Source organism: Paenibacillus hamazuiensis (assembly GCF_023276405.1).
GTDB lineage: Bacteria > Bacillota > Bacilli > Paenibacillales > NBRC-103111 > Paenibacillus_AF > Paenibacillus_AF hamazuiensis.
In genome coordinates, this window is the sequence record NZ_JALRMO010000001.1 from 5026524 (window position 1) to 5050925 (window position 24402).

Consider the following 24402-nt stretch of genomic DNA (forward strand, 5'->3'; position numbering starts at 1 on the left):
CCCTCGAGAAGGAGATGAAATTCGTGCAGCAGAATATGGAATTGGAGGTCAGGCAGGCGCAGCAGGGAGATCGCGAAGCGTTTATCCGGCTCTTCCGGAGGCTGGAACCCGAGCTGTACCGCTTGGCCAAGTCCATCGTGAGACGGGATGAAGACTGTGCGGACGCGTTTCAGGAAACCACGCTTAAAGCGTATAAATCATTGTCCGCATTGCGCAATCCGAAATATTTTAAAACCTGGGTTATCCGGATTCTGATCAATGAATGCAATCAATTGCTGCGCAGTCGCAATAAAACCGTCGCCATGACGGAACCTCCGGAACCGTCGGACACGGAACGCTTACCCGATTACTATGGGAACAGCCGCAAGCTCGACCTTCGGGAGGCGGTGGAAAATCTGGACGAATCGTTGCGAATCGTCATCCATTTATTTTATTATCAGGATTTGCCGATCAAACAAATCGCCGGTGTACTGGATATTTCCGAAGGAGCCGTGAGAGCGCGTTTGCACCGGGCCCGCGGGGTACTGGCCGATGAAGTGAAACAAAAACGTGGGGGGAAGCTCGCCTATGAAAACATCTGACCTTGATAGAGAACTTCGGGAAGTGGGCAGGGAACGGCTGCCCGCGGTACCGGAAATGATTCGCCGCCGCCAGGACGAAATCTACGCATCCCTGGCCGACCTCCCGCTGCAGACCAATACCGGCCCCAAAATCCGTCTTCCCAAAATTCGCAAGGCGGTTGGAGCGGTGTCCGCCGCTGCAATTATCGCCGTGACCGGAGGGCTGTGCAGCGCCGCGGTGTCCCCGGCGATGGCCGGATCGCTCAAAAGTCTTCCGCTGATCGGCGGCATCTTCAGGCTGGCGGACGACCTTGGCTTGCGGACCGCGGAGGAGCGCGGGCTGGCGGCCGAGCTGGACGCCAGCGCAACCCATGGGGGGATCACCCTCCGCGTTCCCCAGCTTGTATTTGACGGCATGCGCCTGTCCGTGGCCATTAAACGTGAGGGGGAAGGGTTTACCGGGGGCATTATGGACTTCATGACCGCAAATAAAGGCTTATCGTCTTATCCGCGCGGCGCCGTCAATCACTTCGAAATGCTTATCGACGGCACCCCATCTTACGATTATCAAGACAAGATGAGAGTCGGCTTGAAAGGGAGTCCGACATCCGATCCCAATGCGATGCTTTTTGAATTGACCACTTTTTCCGGGCTAAGCGGCGGATCGGCAAACGTTCTGCCGGACCGCTTCGTACTGACGGCCAAAATATGGCTGGAAGGCGTCGAAGAGCCTTTTGTCTTCGAGCTTCCCGTTCGCAAAAACACGGAGCGTCTGGTCACACCCTTCAAACAGTCGAAGGAGTGGAACGGAGTTAAGCTCACGCTGGAGCGTATCGAATTTACCCCGATAACGACACTTGTAAATGTCAACCTGCAATCAAGCGACAAAACGGCCAAACTTCTCGCCGACAATATCCATTACGAGCTCTGGGACGATAGCGGCAGGCAATTGGGCCTTGTTTCCGGTATCGGAGTTTACAGCGATAACGAGCAAAAGGAAATGATATCCGAATTGCTGTTCGACCGCTTTGCGGATGCGCCGAAATCGGTGACGCTCAAGGCGTTTTTGCCGGAATTCGCGGACCCGTCGGCCAATGCCGGGAGTTACAAGCTGGACGGCGAAGGAGAGATTGTCAAGACATATTTGCAAGACCTGGAAATTATTATTCCGGTGGACCACTCCGGCTTGGAAAAACTGTACGGACGTTTCTAAGAGATGAGGAAGATTTGGAACTGTTCGATCCTTCCTGGCTCGTAGGCGATCTTGAGGCATTTCCGGACAAGATCAAGTTGACCGCCGGCATATCAAACCGTATTTTTTAGCCTGGTTTGCTCCGCGACGCGTAACATGGTTGCGTTCGGAGCAAATCTTTTTTATATTACGGATTACTATTCCGTAGTTTAAAATGGAAAAGCACGGTTGAAATCAGGAGGGGATGCTGTAATGTTGATGGCAATTATCTTATTTACGCTGGCCGGGCTTGCCGAAATTGGCGGAGGGTATATGGTTTGGCTTTGGCTGAGAGAATCAAAGCCTTTGTGGTATGGGGTGGTCGGAAGCGTCATTCTTATTTTGTACGGTATTATCCCCACTTTGCAAAGCTTTCCTTCGTTCGGACGCGTTTACGCTGCGTATGGAGGCGTATTTGTGGCTCTCGCCGTATTATGGGGCTGGTTTGTCGATAAAAAGACACCCGATCTTTACGACTGGATTGGAGCCGCCGTTTGCCTCGCGGGAGTGTCCATCATGTTGTGGGCGCCGAGATCATAAAGAACGGTCGGCTTCCCTTTCAAAATAGAGAACGCCGACCTCGCGTCTTACAACCATTCCCCACCCGGATACAACGTGGAGCTGTAGAGGCGCTTAGTTTGTTTCAGCGGCCGCCCCGAAGCGGACCGGGCCAAGTCCTTTTTACGGCTGGAGAAAATCGAAACGGTCTCATGGTCGTATATAATGACCTGCTCCGATCCTGCCCCGAGCAAATCTGCATGAGCCGCGTAACCTTCCGCCGGGAACTGCACCACGACATTCATATGGCCGTCGTACAGCGCAGGAAATACTCCTCCGCCTCTCCGGTAAGCCAGTATGTAGTCGAGCGGGCCATCGTCCCATCCTCTGATCGTCTCGATGATCGTCAGCCATCCGGACGTTGCGCGATTTTCTTTCCAAATTTCCTTCCCTTCCGCGTCAAGCAGGAACAAAGCATCCTTGCCCTTCCGGCCGCTGCCCGTATCCTCGCGTACGAGCCGATCCAGGCCGGCGATTTGCAGCCCGGGCAAATCGTCCCGGAACTTGCCGAGCGCAACGTGCTGCGATTCCACCGAACCTTCGTAGCGCCAAAGTTCTTTTCCGCTTCGGCCATACATGACCGTCACGCTTCCGCCTACAACGATCTCCGGTTCCCCGTCGCCGTTTACATCCCCGGTCCATACGCAGTCCGCATGATCGTCCAAATCGCGGCACGACCACAGCACCTTCCCCCGGCGGTCGAGCAGATCGTACCCTGCCATCACTTCGTCGAAGCCGTCGCCGTTCCAATCGTACACCCACGGAAAATGCCCGACATTCCCTTCATGTTTCCAAAGCAGGTTAAAGTCGTTGTCCATCACCCACAGCCGGCGATAGCGGTCTTTCAAAATAAGATCGCCCGGCCGTTCCTTGCCCGACACATTCGCGATGATGATGCAGTCGTGAGCCTCGGGATCCGGTAGCGCATGCGACCGCTTGATCCGCCCGCTGGCTCCGTCCACAACAAGCAGCTTGTCCTCCATGACGCACAGCGCCTCGAGCCGGCCGTCACCGTCCCAATCATAGATTTGCGCCGGATAATCCGCCCCGGGCCCGCCTGCGTCTTCGCTTGGAGTCCCGAGCTGCCAAAGCAAGTTCCCCTCCAGATCGAATGCCGTGAGGCACCCTGTCTGGTGTGGAATGTACCGCACGTCCTTGCGTTTGCCCGGCTGCACCATCAACATTTCCATACGTCCGTCCCCGTTCAGATCGCCGAGCAGCATTTTGCAGCGCGGCCCGGCCGCGCGAATGTCCACTTTTCCCAGGAGGTAAGGTTCCCGCTGATTGTCGACCATTCCTGATCATTCTCCCTTGCCAACGTAATAATGAGGTAACCTGCTCCTAATGTAGCCCGCGGCCGCTTTGGAATCAATCGTATTTTTTTGTTCACGGGCATTTGGCGGATAGCACTTTATTGATCCGGTTGGACTTTTCGAAAAAAAAGGCTTTCAAAGCTGACTTGAACCTGACAGCATTGCCCGCATCCCCCTCGGTGCGGCCGTCTTGATGCACCCCCGGTTCTGGAGAGCATCAGACGTTTTCCGCGCGCGGCAGCGCAACCGTCACCGTCGTCCCTTCGCCGGGGCGGCTCACGACGCGGATCGCCCCGCCGTGCATGTCGACGATCTTTTTGACGATCGCCAGCCCGAGCCCGCTGCCGCCCGCCGCGCGGTTGCGCGATTTGTCGGCTTTGTAAAACCGCTCGAACATGTGAGCCTGATCTTCCCCGTTCATCCCGATGCCGTTGTCGCGGATGTCGACCTCGGCATATTCCCCATTCCGCCGGAGACGAATATGAATCGCCCCTCCCTGCGGAGTGAACTTGATGCTGTTGTGGATCAGGTTGATCCACACCTGGCTCATCAGCTCCTCGTCGGCCGTCACGCTGAGCTTGTCCAGCTCGGCGCTCATCTCGATGTCCTTGTCCGCCCACTGCGGCTCGCAGACCACAATCAGATTTTGCAGCTGGCGGTCGAGCCGGTAAGGTCTGAGCTCGAACGGATGATGCTGCGATTCGAGCGACGTCAGCTTGAGCAGATTGTCGCTCAGCCTGGCCAGCCGCTTGCTTTCCGTTTCGATAATATCCAGGTAATGATTCCGTTCATGGGGCGTCAAATCCTCTTTGCGCAAAGCGCGGGCAAACCCGCTGATCGAGGCGAGCGGCGTCTGAATTTCATGGGAGACGTTGGAGACGAACTCCTGGCGCATTTTTTCCATCTGCCCGAGTTGGCTCGCCATATCGTTAATGCTGTCCACCAGTTCGTTGAAGGGACCGACCGGTTCCTTGTTCTCCAGATTGACGTTGAAATCTCCCTTGGCGATCTGCCGGAGCGCCGCGATCAGGCTTTCTACAAAACGGACTTGAGGATTACGCCGGTAAATGCGTCCGATAATGCTCATTACCGCAAAAAGAAAAAAGAAGCCGAGAAAGTTATTGACGAGCTCCCGGGCTACGCCTTCCGGAGTCCAGCCGATCTTCAAATATGCCCAGGCGGTCCCCCAGTATGCCAAAAACCAGCCGATCGCGAGTCCGGAAAACATCAATGACAAGCCTAATGCCACTCGCCGCCACAGCTTTCTGCGCACTTCCGTCCTCATGTGGAGACCTCCAGCTTATACCCGATGCCGCGAATCGTCCGAATCCGGAACGAATGGCGCTCTTCGGGAAAACGTTCGCGCAGCCGGTTGATATGCACGTCGAGCGTCCGCTCATTGCCGTCGAAGTCGTATCCCCAAATGTCCTCGATCAGCTGCTCGCGTGCGAACGTTTTGCCGGGGTAGCCGGCCAGCTTGAACAGCAGCTCGAACTCCTTGGGCGGCAGCGTAAGCGGCGTTCCGCTTACGGTCACCTCGAATGTGCGGCGGTTCATGTACAGTGAGCCGACCTGCACCGTCTGCGACGCCGCGATCCGGTAACGCTTCAGCAGCGCCCGCACGCGCGCCACCAGCTCGAGCTGCTCGAATGGCTTCACCAAATAATCGTCGGCGCCGAGCTGGAAGCCTTTGACCTTATGCATCGTTTCGCCCTTTGCCGTCAGCATCAGCACGGGCAGGTCATAAAGCTCCGTCAGTTGTCGGCACAGCTCCCAGCCGTCCATTTTCGGCATCATGATATCGAGAATGACCAGGTCGGCCTTCGTTTTCTCGAGCCGGGCCAGCGCTTCCTCGCCATTCTCCGCTTCCTCCGTATCGAATCCTTCCGACCGCAAAAACACGCGGACAAGCTCGCGGATATGCGGGTCGTCATCGACGATCAGGATAGTGGCCATGTTTCGCTCATCTCCTCCACGGGCTGCTGCAGCTGGTGGGCGGCAAATTCCCGGTACAATTCATGCGATCTCGTCAGCTGTTCATGCGTACCGATGCCGGTCACCCTGCCTTTTTCCAAAAATACGATCTGATCGGCGTGGACGACCGTCGCCAGCCGGTGTGCGATCACCAGCGTCGTCCGTCCCTGCATCAGGCGTCCGAGTGCCTGCTGCACCATCATCTCCGACTTGCTGTCGAGGCTGGAAGTCGCTTCGTCGAGCATCAGGATGCGCGGATTACGCAGCAGCGCGCGGGCAATCGCGATGCGCTGCCGCTGACCTCCGGAGAGACGGACGCCGCGCTCCCCGACTTCAGTGTCATATTGCTCCGGAAGCTCCATGATGAACCCGTCGGCAAACGCCATCTGCGCCGCGCGTTTCATCTCCTGCTCGGAGACCGGCTTCGGCAAGCCGTAGGTCAGGTTGTCGCGAATCGTGCCGGCAATGAGCGGGCTCTCCTGCGAGACATAGCCGATGTGGCTGCGCCAGGACGACAGCGCATACGTCTCAATCGGCTCGCCGCCGAGCCGGACGGCGCCGGATTCTGCGGCGTAGAAGCGCTCGAGCAGTGCGAACAGCGTCGATTTGCCGCTGCCGCTCGGGCCGACGATTGCAGTAACTTTGCCGGCCGGAATCGTGAAGCTGACATCCTGCAGCACCGGCTCGCCCGGATTGTAGCCGAACGTCACCCGCTCCAGCGCGATCGGCAAATCCGCGTCCTGCACGGCGGCTCCGGCGTACAGCTCCTCCTCCTCATGCTCCAATGTCGAGATGATCGCGGTCGTTGCGCCCATCGCTTTTTGCAGCTGCGTAAAAAAGCCGGTGATCTGGTTGATCGGCATGACGATCTGGAACAGGTACAAAATAAACGCAATCAAATCGCCGCTGGTCAGCTCGCCGCTCGCCACCCGGATGCCGCCGTAGCCGAGAATCATCACCAGCATCAGCATGATGACGAAGAAGATAACCGGAGAGATGACGGCCTGCACCATGCCTTCTTTAATGCCGTAGCGAAGCAAGGTCAGGATGCCGTTTTTGCCGTTATCGTATTCGCGGCGCTCCGCACCGGACGTTTTCACGAGACGGATTTCCGAGATGACCCGGCTGAGCGTCGCTGTCAGGCGCGCCGTCTCCGCCTGCTGCTCCTTGGAAATTTTGAACATTTGCCGTCCGAGCGGCATCAGGATAGCCATGCACAGCGGCACAGCGATCAGCAGCAGCAGCGTCATTTTCCAATCGAGGTAAAACAATACGGCCACCGAGCCGACGATCGAAATGAGCCCCGTCAGCAGGCCGGATAAATTTTCCGTGATCAGGTTTTTGATCACTGCCGTATCGTTTGTCAGCCGGCTTAACGTCTCTCCGGATTCGGTGCGGTTGTAATACGATACCGGCAGTACGAGCAGCTTCTTCCATAACCGGTCTCTGAGCGAAGCGACAAGCTGATGCCCGACCTGACTGAGCAAAAACAAAGACACGCCGCTGGCCACAGCCTGAAGTACGAACGCCGCCGCGAGCCAAGCGATCTGGCCCGGCCTGACGGATGTCAGCGAGAAGCCGTCGACGAAATGCTTCATGATCAGCGGGACGGCCAGCCCCAGCAGTGTCGACGTCACGCTGAGTCCGAGCGCAATGCCCAGCATCATGGGAGATGGCCGGCTTTGCCGGATAAGCCGCCAAAACAGCGGCAGATTGACCGGAGCTTTCTCCCCCGTATTCGTATCGGAGTAGGGTTCTCTCATCGTAAATTCCTCCTTGCTTACGTTTCGTGCTCCAATGTTTGGCACATACCGAGAATAACCGGATTGTTTAAACGGAGTTTAAACGACAGCAAGAAGCCCTGCGCCTCAGGCAGGCAGAGTATTAAACCGAAAAACGCCTTCGGCCTTCGTCTCATCTTTCTTATAAGTTACACTTTCGGCTGCCCGAAATACAACCGCCGCAAACGGATGGACCCGGCTCGGCCGCCTACAAAAAAAGACCCCGCGGCTCTGCGCAAGGTCGACGATCGTTCTAGCTTATATAATGCTTCCAAATATCCCGCTTCGAGGTCGTGATTGCAATCGCCCCAGCCGCAAGCGCCCGGTCCGCTTCCTCCACCGAACGGATGAGCCCGCCGGTCAAAATCGGAATGCTCAGCGTCTCCTTCAGCTCCGCAATGATATGCGGCATGACGCCGGGCAGCACTTCGATAAAATCGGGCTGCGTTTTTTCCGTGATTTTATAGGTCATCTCAAGCGCCGTCGAATCAAGTAAAAAATGGCGCTGTACCGCAAGCACCTTATGTTTTTTTGCCGTCATGATCGCGCTGCTGCGGGTGGAAATAATGCCGGCCGGCCGGATCGTCTGGCATAAAAAATCGACGGCGGGCTCGTCGTTTTTGAGCCCGTGAATCAGGTCGGCGTGAACGAGCAGCTGCTTGTTATGCTGCTTCGCCGCGTTCGCCACGCTGCCCAGCTGCGAAATGTGCGTATCGAGCAGCACCAAATACGTATAGGGAGTACCGAGCAGCAGCTCAAAATCTTTCATTTTGCGCACTGCGGGCAATATGCTTTGGCCAAAAAAGCTCAAGCGGTTTCCCTCCTCCGGTTACAACAGCAGCCAAATGACAAACACAATGATCATCATGAGCTGCAGCACCACTTTGACAACGACGCTCGTGAAAAATCCGACGAGCGCCCCGATGCCGGCCCGCGCCGATTGCCGCATATCCGCACCGGTTGTCATCTCGCCGATGAAGGCGCCGAGGAACGGCCCGACGAGCAGACCGGCAACCGGGATGACGAACGGGCCGATCAAAAGGCCGATCGTGCTGCCGATCACGGAGGCGCGGGTGCCTCCGAATTTTTTCACGCCGTACGCACTGACCACATAATCGGCGATGATGATAACGGCCACAATCGTCGTCTGAATGAACCAGAACCAGAAGCCGAACGGCTCAAAGCCAATCATAAACCCGTATACGAAAAATGCGCCGTAAATCGCCAGCACGCCCGGGAGCACCGGGTACACCGCCCCCGCCATGCCGATCAGAAAAAGCGCGACTACAATAATCCATGCCAATGTGACGATGCTTACGCACCTCCTTCACTTCGAATCGCAGCTGCACAACATAATACGGCCCGCTGCGCTTATCGTTTCATGGCGCCTATCTCCCCAGCACCTGCTCCCATATGACGCGGGCCACCCCGTCCTCTTCGTTGGTGACCGTCACCAAGTCCGCTTCCCGCTTGATCTCCTCCTGCGCATTGCCCATCGCCACGCCGAGACCGGCCGCGCGGATCATCTCCAGGTCGTTCTGGCTGTCGCCCATCCCGACGACCTGCGACATTTCGAGCCCGAGCAAGGCGCATACCTCTCTAAGCCCGCTTGCTTTGGAAATCCCCTTCGGGTTGAGCTCGATGTTGCACGGGTGGGAATTTGTAATTTCCAGCGCCCCCCAGGAAGCCAGTTCCCCGCGCACGGAAGCAAGCACATCGGTATCGTCGATATGGTACCCGAACTTGAGCCACTTGACCTCGTCGATCGCGTCCACCGACCAGTTGTTTTTGTTGTACACTCCTTCGACGGAATACGCCCAATACCATACATCGTGGCGCAGGGCGATTTGCCGCATCCGGTCTACGAGCGCGCTGTCCATCGTAACCCGTTTCCACAGCTCGCCCGGCGCCTTCCATACTTCGCTGCCGTTGACCGCTACGATCGGCGATTTCAGCTGAAGCTCGTCGACGTAAGACATAATGTTCGGCACGCCGCGGCCGGTGCATAACATCACCGTAACTCCCGCTTCCGTCGCAGCCTTGATCGCCCGGCGGTTTTCCTCCGAAATGAGCTTCTCCTCGTTTAACAACGTGCCGTCCATATCCAATGCGACCAGCTTGTAGTTTCCCATCCTGCTCTCCCTTTCTTTAACGGCAAAAGGTATGCACGCGCGGCGCCGCCGTGCGATACATACCTTCCCTTTTATTATGATCAAACCGCCCCCGCAAGGCTTGGCTTCGGCAGTTCCTCCATGTAAGTCGTGTGCCATAGAGCAAATACATACACGGTCCACAAGCGGCGCGAATAGTCGCCTTTACCGCTCTTATGCCGCGCCAGCATCGCACGCACGGTATCCACGTTGATATAATCGTCGATGCCGCTTGCCGCGATTTGCTCCACGATCAGGTCGCCCTGCGGCCCTTTCATCCAGTCGCGGATCGGAACCGGGAAGCCGAGCTTCGGCCGGTTCAGGATAAAATCCGGAATGATGCCTTCCATCGCCTTGCGGAAAATATATTTGGTCGTGCCTTCCGCGATGCGGTACTCTGCCGGAATGCGCCGCGCCACGTCGAACACCTCGACGTCCAAAAACGGCACGCGCAGCTCCAGCGAATGCGCCATCGTCATCTTGTCGGCCTTCATCAAAATGTCTCCCGGCATCCACAGGTTCATGTCGATGTACTGCATGCGCGTCACCGGGTCGAGATGGCGGGTCCGGTCGTAAAACGGCTTCGCCACCTGCAGCGGCCCCCGGTACGTGCGCAGCATCTCCTCGCCGATCCGGACGAGCTCCGCTTTCATGTCTTCGCTGAAAATTTTCGCGTTGCCGATGAATCGCTCTTCGAGCGGCGTCGTGCCGCGCAGCAGGTAGTTCCGGCCGTACAGCCCGGCCGGCATAATCCGCGCGAGCGCGTGCAGCAGCCGCTGCACCGGGCGCGGCAGCCGCGCGAGCGGCGCCACCGACAGCGGCTCGCGGTATATGCGATAGCCGCCGAACAGCTCGTCGGCGCCTTCGCCGGACAGCACGACGGTTACGTGCCGGCGGGCAAGCTCGGCGACATGCCACAGCGCGATCGCCGACGGGTCGGCCACCGGCTCGTCCTGGTGCCAGATCGCCTTCGGCAGCGCGGCAAAGAAGTCTTCGCGCGAAATGACCTTCGCGTAATGCTCGGTATCGAGCGCATCCGCCGTTTGCTTCGCAATGCCCGTCTCGTTGTTCGGCCCTTCGAAGCCGACGGAAAACGTGCGAATCGGCTCGATCCGCCGCATATGCGTCGCAATCGCCGTCGAGTCGATGCCGCTCGACAGGAAGCAGCCCCGCTCCACATCGCTTTGCATATGATGAATGACCGAATCTTTCAGCGTCTCGCGAATTTCCTCGACATAGTCGGCAAACGGCCGCTGCACCGGCTCGAACATCGGGTCCCAGTAGCGGTGAACGGACATGCTGCCGTCATAAGTCACTTTTACATAGTGGCCGGGAGGCAGCTTTTGCACGCCGCGGAACATCGTGTCCGGTTCCGGCACATATTGGAACGTCAAATAGTTGAGCAAGCTTTCCGTATGTATCGTCCGCTCGATGCTGTCCGCCGCCAGGATGCTTTTGATCTCGGAACCGAACAAAAACCGCTTCGCATCGTAGTGGTAATAAAACGGCTTGATGCCGAAATGGTCGCGCGCCCCAAAAAGCAGCTTCTTTTTCCGGTCCCAAATGACGAACCCGAACATGCCACGAAGCTGCTTCACGCATTCTTCCCCGTACTCTTCGTACAGATGCACGATGACCTCGGTGTCGCAATGCGTTTTGAACTGATGGCCTTTTTCGATCAGCGCGTTGCGCAAATATTTGTAGTTGTAAATTTCGCCGTTAAATACGATCCAGACGGACTCGTCCTCGTTGCAAAGCGGCTGATGCCCTTCCTTCAGATCGATGATGGACAGCCTCCGAAAGCCAAGCCCGATGCGGTTTTCCGTCCAAAAGCCGGAATCGTCCGGCCCGCGATGAACGATCACGTCGGTCATCCGCTTAAGCAGCGCCTGCGAAGGCTCCTTGTCTTCAAAAAATAATGCTCCGGTAATTCCGCACATAGTCCGGCCCCTTTCATGTCCATTACGCCTGCTGTTAATACCTTAGTATACCACATTCACAGCGCATACGGGAAACGGGGCGCAGTTCTTAGGGACTAGCCTTGACTCGTCGTCTTCTTCGTCCACAGCGTCGCCCACAGGAAGCCGGCGCCGAAGACGTCCTCCCTCCCGGGGTCACCCTTCATCGCGCGAAATTCCACATTGTCGAAAAAATCGCCGAGCAGCCGGCGCAGCTTCTCCTCGCTGTACGCCATGCCGCCCTTCATCCCCCAATAGCGGTATACGTCCCAATCGGTTTTTTCCTGCGGCGAATTCGGTTCATGCCCCGGCGCGAAGCAGGTCAACCCCAGCTGTCCTCCCGGCTTCAGCGCGCGGTGCATCGTTCGGATGTATTGAAACCTCCGGTGCGGAGAAATATGGTGCAGGCAGCCGGAATCGTAAACGAGGTCGTATTCCTGCTCCGGCTCCAGCTCAAACACCGACCGGCAGTTGAAGCGAACCGGAGCGTTCATCGCATCCGCCCTTTCCCGCGCCCAGGCAATCGCCGTCTCCGACAAATCGACTGCGTCCACATCAAAACCTTGCTTCGCCAAGTATATGGCGTTTCGCCCCGGACCGCAGCCGAGCTCCAGCACCTTGCCCGGTTGAATCGCGCCTGTCTCCACTTGTTCGACGAGGTTTTCGTCGGGAGCGTTGACAAAGAAAGGGACGGATTTATGACGGTCTTCATAAAATTTGTCCCAAAACTGCACCTGAGAGCGAAGCAGCGAATCCAGCATGTGAAGCACATCCTCCATCGATTGGATCGTTTCCTTTTGCATATCGAAATGCCGCCTTTCGTATAAATAATTTCTATAACCATTTCCGCAAATATGTTGAATTCCCTGCACTCCAAGCCGATCAAATTTTCCAATGGCTGGCATTTTTTATACTTTGGCCGAGTCCGTAGATTGCCCATATAACACCGTTAAAACCGCCAAAACTTCCGTTTCCGCGCTCAAAAAAGAAGAAGAAGACTTAATTTCGTTCCTGTGCCGCCGGCTGCTCAAATCGGGCGGTGTCTCCTGAAATAATGAGGACCGGCACGATAATCTGATCAATAAATTTTATCACTACAACAGCAATCGTCCCCTGACCTAGAGAAATATAATCGTCATCCAAAACCTTTTAAACGAAGATCGCATTTTTCGTTTTCTCATGTGTATCGTCTCCTTATCAATCGATTTTGCTATAGTTTATCTTATGCACAATTTTTTCCTTAGTGCAAAACCGGGACAACAAAAAAACCACCTTTGCAGATGGTTTAGCTGCTCTACTCGGAGCTTCTCGTTTTGTTTTTTATTTAGTGCCATTCACTGTTTTACGAGTGCCCGGCAGGGACGAAGCGCCCGAGGATGGCATCGTTTGCTGACCGGGCATGCCTGTAAAAGGCATCGTCTGCTCACCGCCGTACTGGTACGGCATACCTGTGTATGGCATTGTCTGCTGGCCTCCGTATGTGTACGGCATGCCTGTGTATGGCATCGTCTGCTGCCCTCCGTATGTGTACGGCATGCCTGCAAAAGGCATCGACTGCTGGCCTCCAAACGTATACGGCATACCTGTAAAAGGCATTGTCTGCTGCCCTCCGTACGTGTACGGCATACCTGTAAAAGGCATCATCTGCTGGCCACCGTACGGGTACGGCATACCTGTAAAAGGCATCGTCTGCTCACCGCCGAATGTGTACGGCATGCCTGTGTAAGGCATTTGTTGAGTGGTATACATTTTTTTACCTCCGCTTGAATGAAATGGTCATTTGCCCCTGTTATAGTATGCAGCCTCGCCTGTGATGGTACATTCGCGGAGAAAAAAACGTGAACCTTGTATCTTAAGACGGTTGCAGTGCGGCCGTTCCACTCTATTGAGGGATTTGATCTTATGGATGCGTATGCGTGAGCGAGAAGAACGTCGCCTTCACATGGTCGGACTGATCGGATGAGGTGTCCGTGTTATTCTGGTTGTACACTCCCGCTTTATAATACAAATACTTGTCGTTATAGCCGGACGGAATCGTGTAGGTTACCGTTGTCGGTGATCCGCCTTCGGGCGTAATCGTAACGGTCAGCTGCAGACCGGCCAGTTTGATTTCATAGCTCCATTTTTGACCGAGCTCGATGCCGTTTGAAGGGTTAAGGCTGCTCGGACCGCCGATGATGTTCACGTACGTATTGTTGTTGCTCAGGTCGTCGGTGCCGAAATAAATCGCGCCCTTGCTGTCCGACGGGCGTTTGTGGTAATACAGGCGGATGACCTCGGTATCCGGGCCGTGGATTTGACCGACCACGACGCGCCCTACCTTCGAGCTGTCGCCGGTTGTCGACACGCGGTCGACGCGCAGCGTCGCTTTCATCGTGCCGTCAACACCGCCGGCTTGCGACTGCGAAGCGGACGACGAGGTGGACGTCACAAAGTTGTTGCCCAGCGATTTCGTACCTGCGGACGGATTCAGCATTTCGCGCAGCTCGGAGCGCGTATAGCTGCTGTTGCTGGTCGTATCGCCGATATTCGGCGATACGAACACCATGCCGCCGGTCACCGGGTCCGTGTAAAACCAATCGGGGTGCGTGTAGCCGCTGCTCAGCGCGGAAGGCTGCACCTCGCTTGCGTCGGGCAGCGTTATTTTCCATTTCGTCAAATCGAAATTCCCTGAAGGCGGCTTCGATGGGTCCAGCGTTCCGCTGCCGCTGCCGGCCTGCGTGGTTGCTGTGGCGGTATTGGAGGCGGCCGAAGCGTTGCCGGCGGCATCTTTCGCTTTGACGGTGTAGCTGTACGTGGTGGAAGCGGCCAGTCCCGTATCGCTTGCCGATGTGCCCGTCACGGTTTTCAGGAAAGCGCCGCCGCGGTATACGTCGTAGCCGGTGACGCCCACGTTGTCGGTGGACGCCGTCCAGCTCAGATTAATCTGGCTGCTCGATACCGCCGCTGCCGTCAGGTTGCCCGGAGCGGTCGGCGCTGTCGTGTCCGTTCCGGAGATGCCCCACGCCTCCACCTCGGTATAGCTGTTCCATGTGTTTGACGTGTTGCCGTACCCGACGAACCGGACGTAGCGGGCGGTCACATCGGTGAAGTCGAACGTCTGCAGGTTGTTGTTCTGCGTGCTCTGCGCGCCGCTCAGTCGAGTGGTCCAAACGGAATTGTCGGTAGACGTCTGAACGTCGAACGTGAAGGTGCGGGAAGAACCGTTGTAGAACGCCATCTTGACGAAGGCGACCGTCTTGTTCGACCCGAGGTCCAGCTTCAGCCATGCTCCGTCCCCGTCGCCGGACCAGCGGGTGGACAGGCTTCCGTCGACAGCCTGCGAGGCGTCGCATGTACAGCGGGTATCGTACGTGCTGGCTGAAGCGGTGCCGGCCAGCTTCACCTCCCCTGCGGCCGAGCCGACCGTGCCGAATGCGGAGCTGAGCAGCATAGCGATTCCGAAGGCGGATAATCCGAGCTTGCGCGTGAAATTGAACATCATTTTAATCCCTCCTTGTTTTTTGGACAAATGTTGTGTCTGCAAATCGTGATGTTGGGCATCCTCCTTTCCAAAAAGATAGCGCTTACAAGAATAAAATAGCAGCAATTCCTTAAGCTGTATTGTGTTCCTTTTATGGAGAGTTGGTTTAATTTTAGCCCGGACACGGATCCCCAACAATGAAAACGTCAAATAACCCGCATCTCCTTGGTCGGACGCAGGTTACACGACGTTTAGGGTTAGGGGGGAAATCTTCCGATCATTTTATTCGTCGGGCCCAAATCTGTTCCAGCTCATTTTTCTGGCGTAAATGATGGCGAAAATGCATACCGTTAAGCTCAAACCACTCGCGTGCGTTCAGCCAGCCGAAACCTTCGTGCTTCACTTTGTAATTTGGGCTTACCGTAACTACCGCCTCTTCCCATTCTTTCATTCGCTCCAGCACCTGATCGAGTCCTTGTATAAGTTCCTCTTTGCTTTCCGAATTGCTGGGCGAGTTTTCCGGTCCGTCCGGCAGCTTAATTTTAACCGGCGGGAACCCGCCGAGTCTGAATAACTCTTCTCCCGCCGTCGTCTTTCCGAGCGGCTGCTCTTCACCGGCTTTCACGCAATGCTCCACCTTGTCGAAGTAATCGAGGGAAGTCAGGATCATATGGTCGTACATTTGGCCGAGTGACCAAACCCCGGTCGCAGGAATATGCCTCAGCTGCTCAATTGAATAGCTTCGTAAGCATGTTTTGTATTCGTCAATCAATTTGTACCTGTTGACTTTATCCTCTTCACCCAATCTGAACCACTCCTCTAAAGCTCATGTGCAATTTCCCGGATATGCCCGCAATCACCCTTATGCACGTTAACTATATCACGATTCGCGAAGATATATTTTTTACGGATTGCTATCCATATGAGGCAATCCCCACGTGCACCCTCTACAAAAAAAACGCCTCTGAAGTTCAGAGGCAGGAACTTTTTAACATCTTAAGGCGACGTCGTCGCTTTATTTTTCTTCGGCACGCCATTCAGGCCGATGTATTCATCGTAAGCGTCGAAAATTTTACGGGCAACCGGACCGGCTCCCCAAGAGCCGAATCCGCCTTCCGGTATAACGACGGCTACGGCAAGCGTCGGATTTTCGGCAGGCGCGAAAGCGATAAAGACGGCGTTATCTACCTTTCTTCCATCGACGTCCTGTGTTGATGTTCCCGTTTTTCTCGCCACCGTATAGGGAGCATCGGCAAAACCTTGAGCATTAACTTCTTTCATGCCGTTGATGACGGCATCCCAGTTCGCCTTCGGGAATGTCGTTTCGTCGAGCACCTCGGGCTCAAACTTTTTCAAAACCTGTTCGTTGTTGTAATCAAGAATTTCATCGACAAACAAAGGTTTCATGCGCTTGCCCCGGTTTGCCAGCGTGACCGCGTATTGGGCAAGCTGCAACGTCGAATATTTCTCGTTCTGCCCCCATGACGCATATATCATCCGGGATTGGATCGAGTCCTTGGTGTTGGTTTTAAATTCGCTAAAGCCGGGAAACTCAAAGGGCAACCCGCTTCCGGTCGGCACGCCGAGACCAAACTTATTCAAGTACGACTCCCACAGCTCGGGAGCTTTCGCTCCCAATCGTTGCGCAAGCGGATTACCGATCATTGCGGACATAAACGTATTGGAAGAATATTTGACAGCCAGCTGCGCATTGATTGACCCGTATGAATGTCTATCCGAGTTTGAAATCGAAAACGCATTGTTTTTCCCGAAATAATAGGTTCCATTGTCATCATACCTGTCGTTCAAACCGAACAAACCTTCGTTTAATCCGATGAGCACGGAAAGCGGCTTGACCGTCGAGCCCATATAAACGATGGAATTCGGATGCTTCGACAGCTCATTTTCCGGGTAATCCGGGTAAGCAGCACGGATGGTGCCGTTGTTGACGAACTGCTTGATTTGATTATATTCGGAAGTCGGAATGCCTCCGATCCATTTGTTCGGATCGTAATCCGGCATGCTGGCCATGGCAATGACTTTGCCTGTCTTCACTTCCATTGCAACTGCGTAGCCGGACCTCGCATTCGGCGCATAGCCGAATTGCGTCGCTTTTGCCGCCGGCGATTTCAGCCAGACAAGCTGGTCCATAATCGCTTTCTCAGTCACTTGCTGCACGTTCTTATCAATCGTCAATTTCAGATTATTTCCCTTTTCCGGGGGGGTAATCGTCACTTTGCCGATAATTTTTTGCGAAGCGTTGACCGGATATGTTTTAACTCCGTTTTTGCCGCGCAGTTCATCCTGGTACATCAGCTCGATGCCGTCATAACCGACATATTCGGTGTCCAAATATTCGGAGTTTGCCTCTTGATTTTTGTAGAAAGGCAGTCCGTTTTTGGGCTCCCGCGCCGTGGAAAAAGGACGCATATACCCGACAAGCTGCACGGCGATCGTATCGGGATCGTAGACGCGGATGCTTTCCTCCATAATCTCCAGCCATTTCAGCTCGTCGCGGTGCTCCAGCAAATAGGCGATTTCTTCCTTCGAGAGGTCCGACTTGATACGCCGCGGTACGAAGCTGTAGCTCGGATTCGTGGTCTTATTCTTATCGATATCGTAACCGACGTCCATCTCCTTGATGATATCCTGCGGGGTCAACTGCTTTTTCCCTTGTTTCCCGTATTGCTGAAATATCTCGGCCAGCCTGTTTGCGAGTGCGATTACATCATCCTTTTTCTGGCCGGATTCCATGCGGAAGTAAAGCGATTGCGTTGAAGTAGTCGAAGCGATCGGGTACCCGTTGCGGTCGAAAATATTGCCCCGGATCGGCGCGATTTGCGTATCCCGCTTGGTCGTCTTCGCCTCCTCCGCCTTGAGCTCCTTGCTCTCAACGAACTGCAGGATGGCCAATCTGACCACAAGCACGGAAAACAGGAAAAAGATCGCGAAAAAAAACAAATTAATGCGCAGCGTAAAATGAGTTCGTCTGGACTGCTCCTGTTTTTGCGGATCGTCCGCCATCTTATTTTTCATGCTCTCCCCTTGCTCCTTCAACCATGAAAATAATCCTTTGCCTTATCCGGCAAAACTCCTTTAAAGCAGCTCGCGCAGCGAGCCGATGCCTTCCCCGGTATGATAGTCGTACCGTTTGATCTTCAGAGCGTCGATGCCGACCTGGTTCGGCGCCCAAATATCGTTGCGGTCGTGATCTCCGATGTAAAGCACGTCCGGCGAGCCGAGACCGGCCTTCTCCAGCGCCAGGCTGAATATGGCGGGATTGGGCTTCTCGAGCCCGACCTCCGTCGACACGATGATCGGATCGAAATAATGAACGATCCCTTTGTGCCGCAAAATATGTTTCAGCGTGGGGGCAAAGTTCGATACGATGCCCAGCCTAAATCCGTTGTCCCGAAGCCGGGGCAGCGTCTCCTCCACATCGTCGAACAATTCGTAATGCTCAGGTGCGGTAAACAGATCGTACAGCTCGTGGCAGCAGCGGTGAATTTCCTCCTCCGTCCACTCGTCCTGCACTCCGAGCCGTCCCAGCATATAAGTGTACAGCTTCACCCAAAACGCGCGGTCGGATTCCGGCGTGCAAGCCTCCGGAACGTCCGGCTTCCCGTAATACAGCAGCCGGAACGCCTCCGTGAACGAATCTTCAATTTGCTTCTCTTCCCTGTGCAACGCCCGCCCGGCCAAATGCTGCCTAATCACGATGCGGGCCGCGGGGATCGTCATCAGCGTATCGCCTACGTCGAAAAAAATCGCTTTATATGTCTGCAGCGGTTTCATCCAGCTTCTCCCTTAATCGATATATATTAGTTTACCATACCTGATCCCCAAAAAAGAAGCGCCCCGTGAGATCGGGGCGCCTCATGCCGTCCTCGAAGCTTTATGCCGCGGAGAAATCCCGCGAGGTGTCGCTTCCCTTACGCTTCCTTGATGTGCGTCTTGTCAAAATCCGGCGGGTTAAACCAGTTGCCGCCGCTCGCCACCCAGGTCGAGTCGAGCGGGACCCACTTTCCTTTCTCCGAAAGGTACACTTCGTTCCAGGCATGCGGGCCGTATCCGCCGAGGCCGTCGTAGCCGAGACCGGTCACCACCTTGACATCGAGGCCGATCGACCGCGCCATCACCGCATACAGCCGGGAAAAATCGATGCATACGCCTTTTTTCGTGCTGAACGTCTCTTCCGGCGTTTGCTCCTTCCAGATCCGCTGTTCCTCGTACAATTTGACCTTGTTCCAGTCGTAGGCGACCCGCGTGCCGACCCAGCGGTAAAGCAGCTTCGCCTTCTCTTCGTCCGTCTTCGCGCCGGCGGTGATTTCCTTTGCCGCTCCCGCGATATTGTCCGGGATGTTGGCGTCGATGACCTCGTATTTCCGCTGCAAAATATTGCTGAATTCCTGCTCCACCGCCCGGGTGAATACCGGCAGCTTGCTGGCGATAAAATCGCCGGTCACCGGCTCGATCACCTCTTTGGCGCCTTTTTGGTACAAATCCGATGCCTGGATGTAACCGGCCGCCTGCGTTTGCGGGAACAGCGTCGTATACATAAACAACACCGCGATCAGAATGAGCGCCCGCGCGGCGCCGCTGACGGCACCGAACGCTCCGCCCGCAAGACCGCTGAACGGACCGGTTTTGCGTCCGGAAGCGGGGCTTGCCGCGAACGTATCCGGCACGGCGGCAAACGCCACCCGGTACAGCAGCTGCTTGACGACGATGTACGCAAGCAAAAAGAGCATCCCCATGCGCAGCAGCGGAAAATCGCGCACGCCGGTGACGATCGTGTAATAGATTTGCTCGAAAAAGCCAAGTTCGCTTGCAGGAATTTCTATATGCCTCGCGACAAGCCATTCCTGCAGCAGAGGCGATAGCTTCGCCGCCCCCTGCCAGCCGGCATAGATGGCCGCCGCGGTCGTCGCGCCCTCGAGCAGCATCCCCGCCAGATGGCGGGCAGAGCCCGAGGCCCCGCGCGAAATGCCCTGAACGATTGAGCCGGCGACAACGAGCACGAGCACGGCCGATATCCAATTCACGGTACCGAGCATTTTGATCGCGTCCTGCACGTTATCGCCCCCCTAAACCGAGTTTTTCAGTACAACCGATCTTAAGTATTATTGCGCGTTTGCGTTTTTCTTCGCCTGCTCAATCAGCGCATTTACCGCAGCATCGGCGTTCATCGTGAACGACTGGTTCATGAACGTCACCTTCACTTCGCTTGTGCCCGGCTTGCCTTCCACCTTCAAGCTTTTCGTGGAAATCGTAAATGTGCCGTCCGGATTGACTTTATACTGCGCATCTTTCGCTTCGCTCGCGATCGCCCCCAGCGCCTGCTCTTTCGCTTGGTTCACCGCGGAACTGACAGCCGTCGAACCGAGCTCCATCAGCTTGTCCTTGTAGCTGGCTCCGTAAAACCACAGCCCTGCCAGGAGGGCGGCGATAATCACCCATTTGACGACGGTTTTGACGATTTTGGCAACGATAAAAAATACGATGATGACGGCGGCGACCACATACCAGCGGTCCTGCAAAAAAGGCATGATAAAATCCATCGGCGTAAACCTCTCTTCTCTACGGTAATAACCTACTCATCATACAATAAGCGGCGGCTAATCTTCATCTCTTTTCTTCCTGAGCTCCCTCAGCCGCTCCTGAATTTGCTCCCCCCGGTCCAGTTTCCTGAACTTGCGGTAGGTGAAGCGTAGCCGGAACACGATCGTTAGAACGATCAATGCCAGAAAAAACCAGACGATCCCATCCAAGCGTTGCCCCTCCCCTCCAAGCGACGGCATGGCCGCTTTTTTCGTACAACCCGTACTATTTGAAAAGCCCGCCACGTAAAGTTAAACATAGACAAACCATACGGGTGGTGCAAAGAGACAATGAAAATCGCAATTTGGCTTTATCTGTTCATCTTCGTCGCTTTCTTCGATCTGCATGCGCAGTATCCGATCCTGTCCCCGTTCGCGCTGTCGATCGGTGCGGCGCCTTCGTTTATCGGGCTTATTCTCGGCGTCTATTCGATCACGCATCTGCCCGGCAACCTGCTGGCCGGATACGGCGTGGACCGTTACGGCAGCAAGCGCTTTATCGTATTTAGCCTGATTGTAGCAGGAATCGTTCTTATTTTTCAATCCAAGGTAACAAATCCCTGGGATCTGCTCATCATCCGCTCCATCAGCGGTTTCGTGCTGGCGTTCCTGTCCCCCGCCTGCCTGTCCCTGCTTGCGAAAATCGCCAAAGACCGCATCCAGCAGGGCAAGCTGATGTCGGGCAACGGCCTGGTCCATACGATGGCTTCCGTCGTATCCCCCGCCGCAGGCGCTTATCTTGTCGCCAAGCTGGGCTTCTCCACTTCGTTTACCGTGCTCGGCTGGGGTTTGATCGTGACCGGCGTTTTGGCCTTTTTCGGCATCGACGAGAAGAAGCTGCTCCGCGGAAGCCATGAGCTGCCGCCTGCGGAAGATGCTCCGCTCGCCCTTACGGAAGTTCCCGGCGACCGCGGCGGCGGTATCCCCTGGCTATTCTACGGCATCCCGCTGGCGCTTTCGTGCTCGCAGGGCATTTTGTTTTTCGAGCTGCCGCTTGTCAAGGAATCGCAAAACTCGATTCTTACGTCAGGCATCCTGTTCTCGCTGGTCAGCCTGGGTGCGCTCGTGACGCTGAGCATGCTGTTTTTGAACCGTTATTCGCCGTTTTTGCGCGTAGTGTTCGGCAGCCTTTCGCTTGCCCTCGTATTTTTCGGCATGTCGGTGAACTGGGCCATTCCGCTGTTCGCCTCGCTGTTTCTGATCGGCATGGCCAAGGGCATCATCTACCCCGCCATCGCCTCAACGCTGGCCGGCGTCACGAGCTCGAGCCGTTACGGACGCGTATTCTCGCTGCTGTCGATCTCCTTTTCCATCGGAGCCTTTATAGGACCCATTGTTGCCGGTCATATGCGCGGTCATACATCGCCTTATTTTCTCGCGTTCCTCGCGCTCATGTTCGCTTTGACGCTGCTGCCTCTCCGCCCGATGACGACGGCTTCCGCTTAGCGCAGCCCGCAGCACGTGGTAGGTATTGACCTATTTTTCGGCGGCATGGGTATTTGCCTTAAGAAATGACTCCGCTCCTCTCATAAGATGTAGTGCACTATCACTACCTGACACGGAAAGGAGCTGCTCCCATGAGTGCACTAGGAACTGGCTTCGGCTTTGGCTTCGGCTCTACGATCGGCATCATTTTAGTACTCTTCATCCTCCTTGTGATCATTCTTTCTGCAGGATTTTTGATCTGAGTTTCGGCACGATTTGCCCTCTAAAAAAACCGCCCGGGAATACCGGACGGTTTTTTTATTGCCGACCGACCGAAACTTTTTGGGAAGTACGAACGTTTATATACAGAGAAAAGGAGGTGAGTCCATATTATGTCAAAACAACTAAAAGATAGGAGTGAATCATCCATGAGGCAGCTGCTCCAGAAAACGTCGCAACTGACTGTCTTTATTGTTCTTCTAGGCACTTTATTTCCCATTCTGGCTTTTGCCGCTACCGGTTTTAAGGACGTAACTTACCGGAACGGCACGGTTTCCGGTACGGTTTATTCGGATGTGTATAAGCCGAGCATCACCGAGAGCGTATACATTTACGACTCAGTCGGCAGCTACATTGGTGCCGCTACGACAACAGGCGTTACATACAGCGTGTATGACGGCGTCTACAATTACGGCTTCAATGCCTACGTGGGCAATAGCTACAAATACCTGAACCTGCTGGAAAAAGTAACCGATAGCGTTTATCAGGCCGTGTACAACACGACGCCGGATAACGGCAGCAGCGGCGGCGGAAGACGCGGCGGCGGTGGTGGCGGAGTACCTTCTTACGGATCGACCATTAACGTACCGAGCGACGGTACTGTCGATGCTTACGCCCTGTCGAACGCACTGAGCCAGTATGACACGGTGGAGCTGAGCCTCAGCGGTGATATCGCGCTGATTCCGGCGAAAGCTTTGGTCGATTATGTATCGACGAGCAAAGTGCTGCGCATTACGAACAGCAACGGCACTTATATTATTCCGCTCTCTGTGTTGAAGCTGTCCGATCTTGCTGAAAAGCTCGGCATCAGTGTTGACGACATGAAAATCAAGGTCAGCATCAGTGCGGTAAGCGAGTCCACAGCAAGCGATATTGCAGCAGCCGCATCCGCGCTTGGCGGTTCGGTAGCCGGCAAGTCCGCCGACTTTGACATCGTTGCTGTCGGAACGGATAACAAAACGCAGGCGATCGACTTCGGCAACAAGTACATCAGCCGCATCCTGACGATCGACAAAACGGTCGATTCGAGCAAAGCTACCGGCGTGCTGTACGATCCGATCACGAAGAAGCTTTCGTTTGTACCGGCTGTCTTCAGCACCTCGGACAGCAAAACCGAAGCGACGCTGAAGCGCAACGGCAGCAGCATTTATTCCGTGATCGAACTGAGCAAATCGTTCGACGATATCAAGGGCCACTGGGCACAAAGCTATGTGGAGCTGCTCGCTAACAAGCTTGTCGTCGACGGCATGACGGATAGCGAATTCGCGCCTGATCGCAATATCAGCCGCGCCGAGTTCGCAGCACTCGTCGTTCGCGCGCTTGGCCTAACCCAAGGCGGCTACTCCGGTTCGTTTAAGGACGTCGATGCCGGAGCCTGGTATGCAAGTGTCGTCGGTGCAGCCGTTAACGCAAAGCTGATCGAAGGTTACGAAGACGGCTCGTTCCGTCCTGACGCACAAATCACCCGCGAAGAGCTGGGTGCGATGGTTGTCCGCGCACTCGACTACGCAGGTGCGAAGCCGGAGCTTTCCGCAGACGATCAATCCGCAATGCTCGGCAAATTCAAGGACGCGGACCGCATCGTATGGGCTCAGAAAGAGCTCGCTACCGCTATCAAAGCGGGAATTATCGACGGCATGACCGACGATACGATCGGTTCCAACCTTCAAGCAACACGCGCGCAATCGGCTACGATGCTGAAGCGTTTGCTCGCTAACGCGAACTTTATCAACTAATAACGCAACACGTTATCACAACTAAGAAACTGACTCACTCTCCACTTCTAAGACCCGGCGTTAAGCCGGGTCTTTTTTCATCTTCAGCTTGACTCTTCCCGCTCTCTGCACCGGCCTAGAATATCCCTTCCTAGATTTTACAACCTGTTAAACTGCGCAACTTGGTCCCGGAATCACATCATACGTTCATACCGCGAAATATGAATTTCTTTCTTCTATGGTCTTGTCGATTTCCCGGGAAATGTCGTCTTCGGATTGTCGATTCGTATTTCTATTCAGAGCAATAGACAAAAATAACTTCCTTGCGATAAGATGGCAAAAAGGGCTATAAAAGTTGTACTTGCATGAACGTGTTCGATACGGGCCGGTTAACG

Annotated in this window: 23 protein-coding genes; 6 read left to right on the forward strand and 17 right to left on the reverse strand. The window is 55.2% G+C overall.

What is annotated here, in order from left to right; translation table 11 throughout:
- Positions 1-23: 23 nt before the first annotated feature.
- From MYS68_RS21670 to MYS68_RS21680, 3 genes are all read left to right on the forward strand, one after another.
- Positions 24-581, forward strand: a complete 558-nt coding sequence (locus MYS68_RS21670) for a sigma-70 family RNA polymerase sigma factor (RefSeq protein WP_248927846.1) — start codon at positions 24-26, stop codon at positions 579-581.
- The gene (locus tag MYS68_RS21675; protein ID WP_248927847.1) at positions 568-1773 is read left to right on the forward strand and encodes a DUF4179 domain-containing protein; all 1206 of its coding nucleotides are present in this window, start codon (positions 568-570) and stop codon (positions 1771-1773) included. Before MYS68_RS21670 ends, MYS68_RS21675 begins: the two co-directional genes overlap by 14 nt.
- A gap of 231 nt (positions 1774-2004) precedes the next feature.
- A complete protein-coding gene (locus tag MYS68_RS21680) occupies positions 2005-2331 on the forward strand; it encodes a YnfA family protein (protein ID WP_248927848.1) in 327 nt (108 codons plus the stop codon).
- Between the two features lie 47 nt (positions 2332-2378).
- On the opposite strand, the gene MYS68_RS21685 is transcribed toward MYS68_RS21680, so the two are convergent.
- The 17 genes from MYS68_RS21685 to MYS68_RS21765 form a co-directional block, all read right to left on the reverse strand.
- On the reverse strand, positions 2379-3644 hold the full coding sequence (locus tag MYS68_RS21685; RefSeq protein ID WP_248927849.1) for a hypothetical protein: 1266 nt from the start codon (positions 3642-3644) through the stop codon (positions 2379-2381).
- A gap of 235 nt (positions 3645-3879) precedes the next feature.
- A complete protein-coding gene (locus MYS68_RS21690) occupies positions 3880-4947 on the reverse strand; it encodes a sensor histidine kinase (RefSeq protein WP_248927850.1) in 1068 nt (355 codons plus the stop codon).
- Positions 4944-5618, reverse strand: a complete 675-nt coding sequence (locus tag MYS68_RS21695) for a response regulator transcription factor (RefSeq protein ID WP_248927851.1) — start codon at positions 5616-5618, stop codon at positions 4944-4946. The genes MYS68_RS21690 and MYS68_RS21695 overlap by 4 nt, the downstream gene beginning before the upstream one ends.
- On the reverse strand, positions 5603-7399 hold the full coding sequence (locus MYS68_RS21700; protein ID WP_248927852.1) for an ABC transporter ATP-binding protein: 1797 nt from the start codon (positions 7397-7399) through the stop codon (positions 5603-5605). Before MYS68_RS21700 ends, MYS68_RS21695 begins: the two co-directional genes overlap by 16 nt.
- 271 nt (positions 7400-7670) lie before the next feature.
- A complete protein-coding gene (locus MYS68_RS21705; RefSeq protein WP_248927853.1) occupies positions 7671-8228 on the reverse strand; it encodes a glycerol-3-phosphate responsive antiterminator in 558 nt (185 codons plus the stop codon).
- 18 nt (positions 8229-8246) lie between these two features.
- Positions 8247-8729 carry a DUF456 domain-containing protein gene (locus MYS68_RS21710; RefSeq protein ID WP_248930980.1) on the reverse strand — a complete coding sequence of 161 codons (483 nt, stop codon included), beginning with the start codon at positions 8727-8729 and terminating at the stop codon, positions 8247-8249.
- Between the two features lie 76 nt (positions 8730-8805).
- Positions 8806-9549 carry a Cof-type HAD-IIB family hydrolase gene (locus tag MYS68_RS21715; RefSeq protein WP_248927854.1) on the reverse strand — a complete coding sequence of 248 codons (744 nt, stop codon included), beginning with the start codon at positions 9547-9549 and terminating at the stop codon, positions 8806-8808.
- 80 nt (positions 9550-9629) lie between these two features.
- Positions 9630-11507, reverse strand: a complete 1878-nt coding sequence (asnB, locus tag MYS68_RS21720) for an asparagine synthase (glutamine-hydrolyzing) (protein ID WP_248927855.1) — start codon at positions 11505-11507, stop codon at positions 9630-9632.
- A 95-nt stretch (positions 11508-11602) separates the two neighbouring features.
- The gene (locus MYS68_RS21725) at positions 11603-12328 is read right to left on the reverse strand and encodes a class I SAM-dependent methyltransferase (RefSeq protein ID WP_248927856.1); all 726 of its coding nucleotides are present in this window, start codon (positions 12326-12328) and stop codon (positions 11603-11605) included.
- Positions 12329-12845: 517 nt separating this feature from the next.
- A complete protein-coding gene (locus MYS68_RS21730; RefSeq protein WP_248927857.1) occupies positions 12846-13274 on the reverse strand; it encodes a hypothetical protein in 429 nt (142 codons plus the stop codon).
- Between the two features lie 151 nt (positions 13275-13425).
- The gene (locus tag MYS68_RS21735) at positions 13426-15009 is read right to left on the reverse strand and encodes a polysaccharide lyase family 7 protein (RefSeq protein ID WP_248927858.1); all 1584 of its coding nucleotides are present in this window, start codon (positions 15007-15009) and stop codon (positions 13426-13428) included.
- Positions 15010-15265: 256 nt separating this feature from the next.
- The gene (locus tag MYS68_RS21740) at positions 15266-15793 is read right to left on the reverse strand and encodes a DinB family protein (protein ID WP_248927859.1); all 528 of its coding nucleotides are present in this window, start codon (positions 15791-15793) and stop codon (positions 15266-15268) included.
- A gap of 191 nt (positions 15794-15984) precedes the next feature.
- Complete coding sequence (locus MYS68_RS21745; protein ID WP_248927860.1) at positions 15985-18024, reverse strand: peptidoglycan D,D-transpeptidase FtsI family protein; 2040 nt, start codon at positions 18022-18024, stop codon at positions 15985-15987.
- 60 nt (positions 18025-18084) lie between these two features.
- Positions 18085-18783: an HAD-IA family hydrolase gene (locus MYS68_RS21750; RefSeq protein ID WP_248927861.1), complete on the reverse strand. Its 699-nt coding sequence runs from the start codon at positions 18781-18783 to the stop codon at positions 18085-18087.
- A 137-nt stretch (positions 18784-18920) separates the two neighbouring features.
- Positions 18921-20045, reverse strand: a complete 1125-nt coding sequence (locus MYS68_RS21755; RefSeq protein ID WP_248930981.1) for a transglutaminase domain-containing protein — start codon at positions 20043-20045, stop codon at positions 18921-18923.
- A gap of 66 nt (positions 20046-20111) precedes the next feature.
- Positions 20112-20549 (reverse strand): hypothetical protein, encoded by a 438-nt coding sequence (locus tag MYS68_RS21760; protein ID WP_248927862.1) that lies wholly within the window; start codon positions 20547-20549, stop codon positions 20112-20114.
- Between the two features lie 57 nt (positions 20550-20606).
- Positions 20607-20759 (reverse strand): hypothetical protein, encoded by a 153-nt coding sequence (locus MYS68_RS21765; RefSeq protein ID WP_248927863.1) that lies wholly within the window; start codon positions 20757-20759, stop codon positions 20607-20609.
- Positions 20760-20879: 120 nt separating this feature from the next.
- Between MYS68_RS21765 and MYS68_RS21770 the strand changes: the two genes are divergently transcribed.
- The 3 genes from MYS68_RS21770 to MYS68_RS21780 all read left to right on the forward strand — a co-directional run bounded on the left by MYS68_RS21770 (position 20880) and on the right by MYS68_RS21780 (position 24028).
- Complete coding sequence (locus MYS68_RS21770) at positions 20880-22034, forward strand: MFS transporter (RefSeq protein WP_248927864.1); 1155 nt, start codon at positions 20880-20882, stop codon at positions 22032-22034.
- A 131-nt stretch (positions 22035-22165) separates the two neighbouring features.
- Positions 22166-22276 carry a YjcZ family sporulation protein gene (locus MYS68_RS21775; RefSeq protein WP_248927865.1) on the forward strand — a complete coding sequence of 37 codons (111 nt, stop codon included), beginning with the start codon at positions 22166-22168 and terminating at the stop codon, positions 22274-22276.
- A gap of 165 nt (positions 22277-22441) precedes the next feature.
- Positions 22442-24028 (forward strand): S-layer homology domain-containing protein, encoded by a 1587-nt coding sequence (locus MYS68_RS21780; RefSeq protein ID WP_248927866.1) that lies wholly within the window; start codon positions 22442-22444, stop codon positions 24026-24028.
- The last annotated feature ends 374 nt before the right edge of the window (positions 24029-24402 follow it).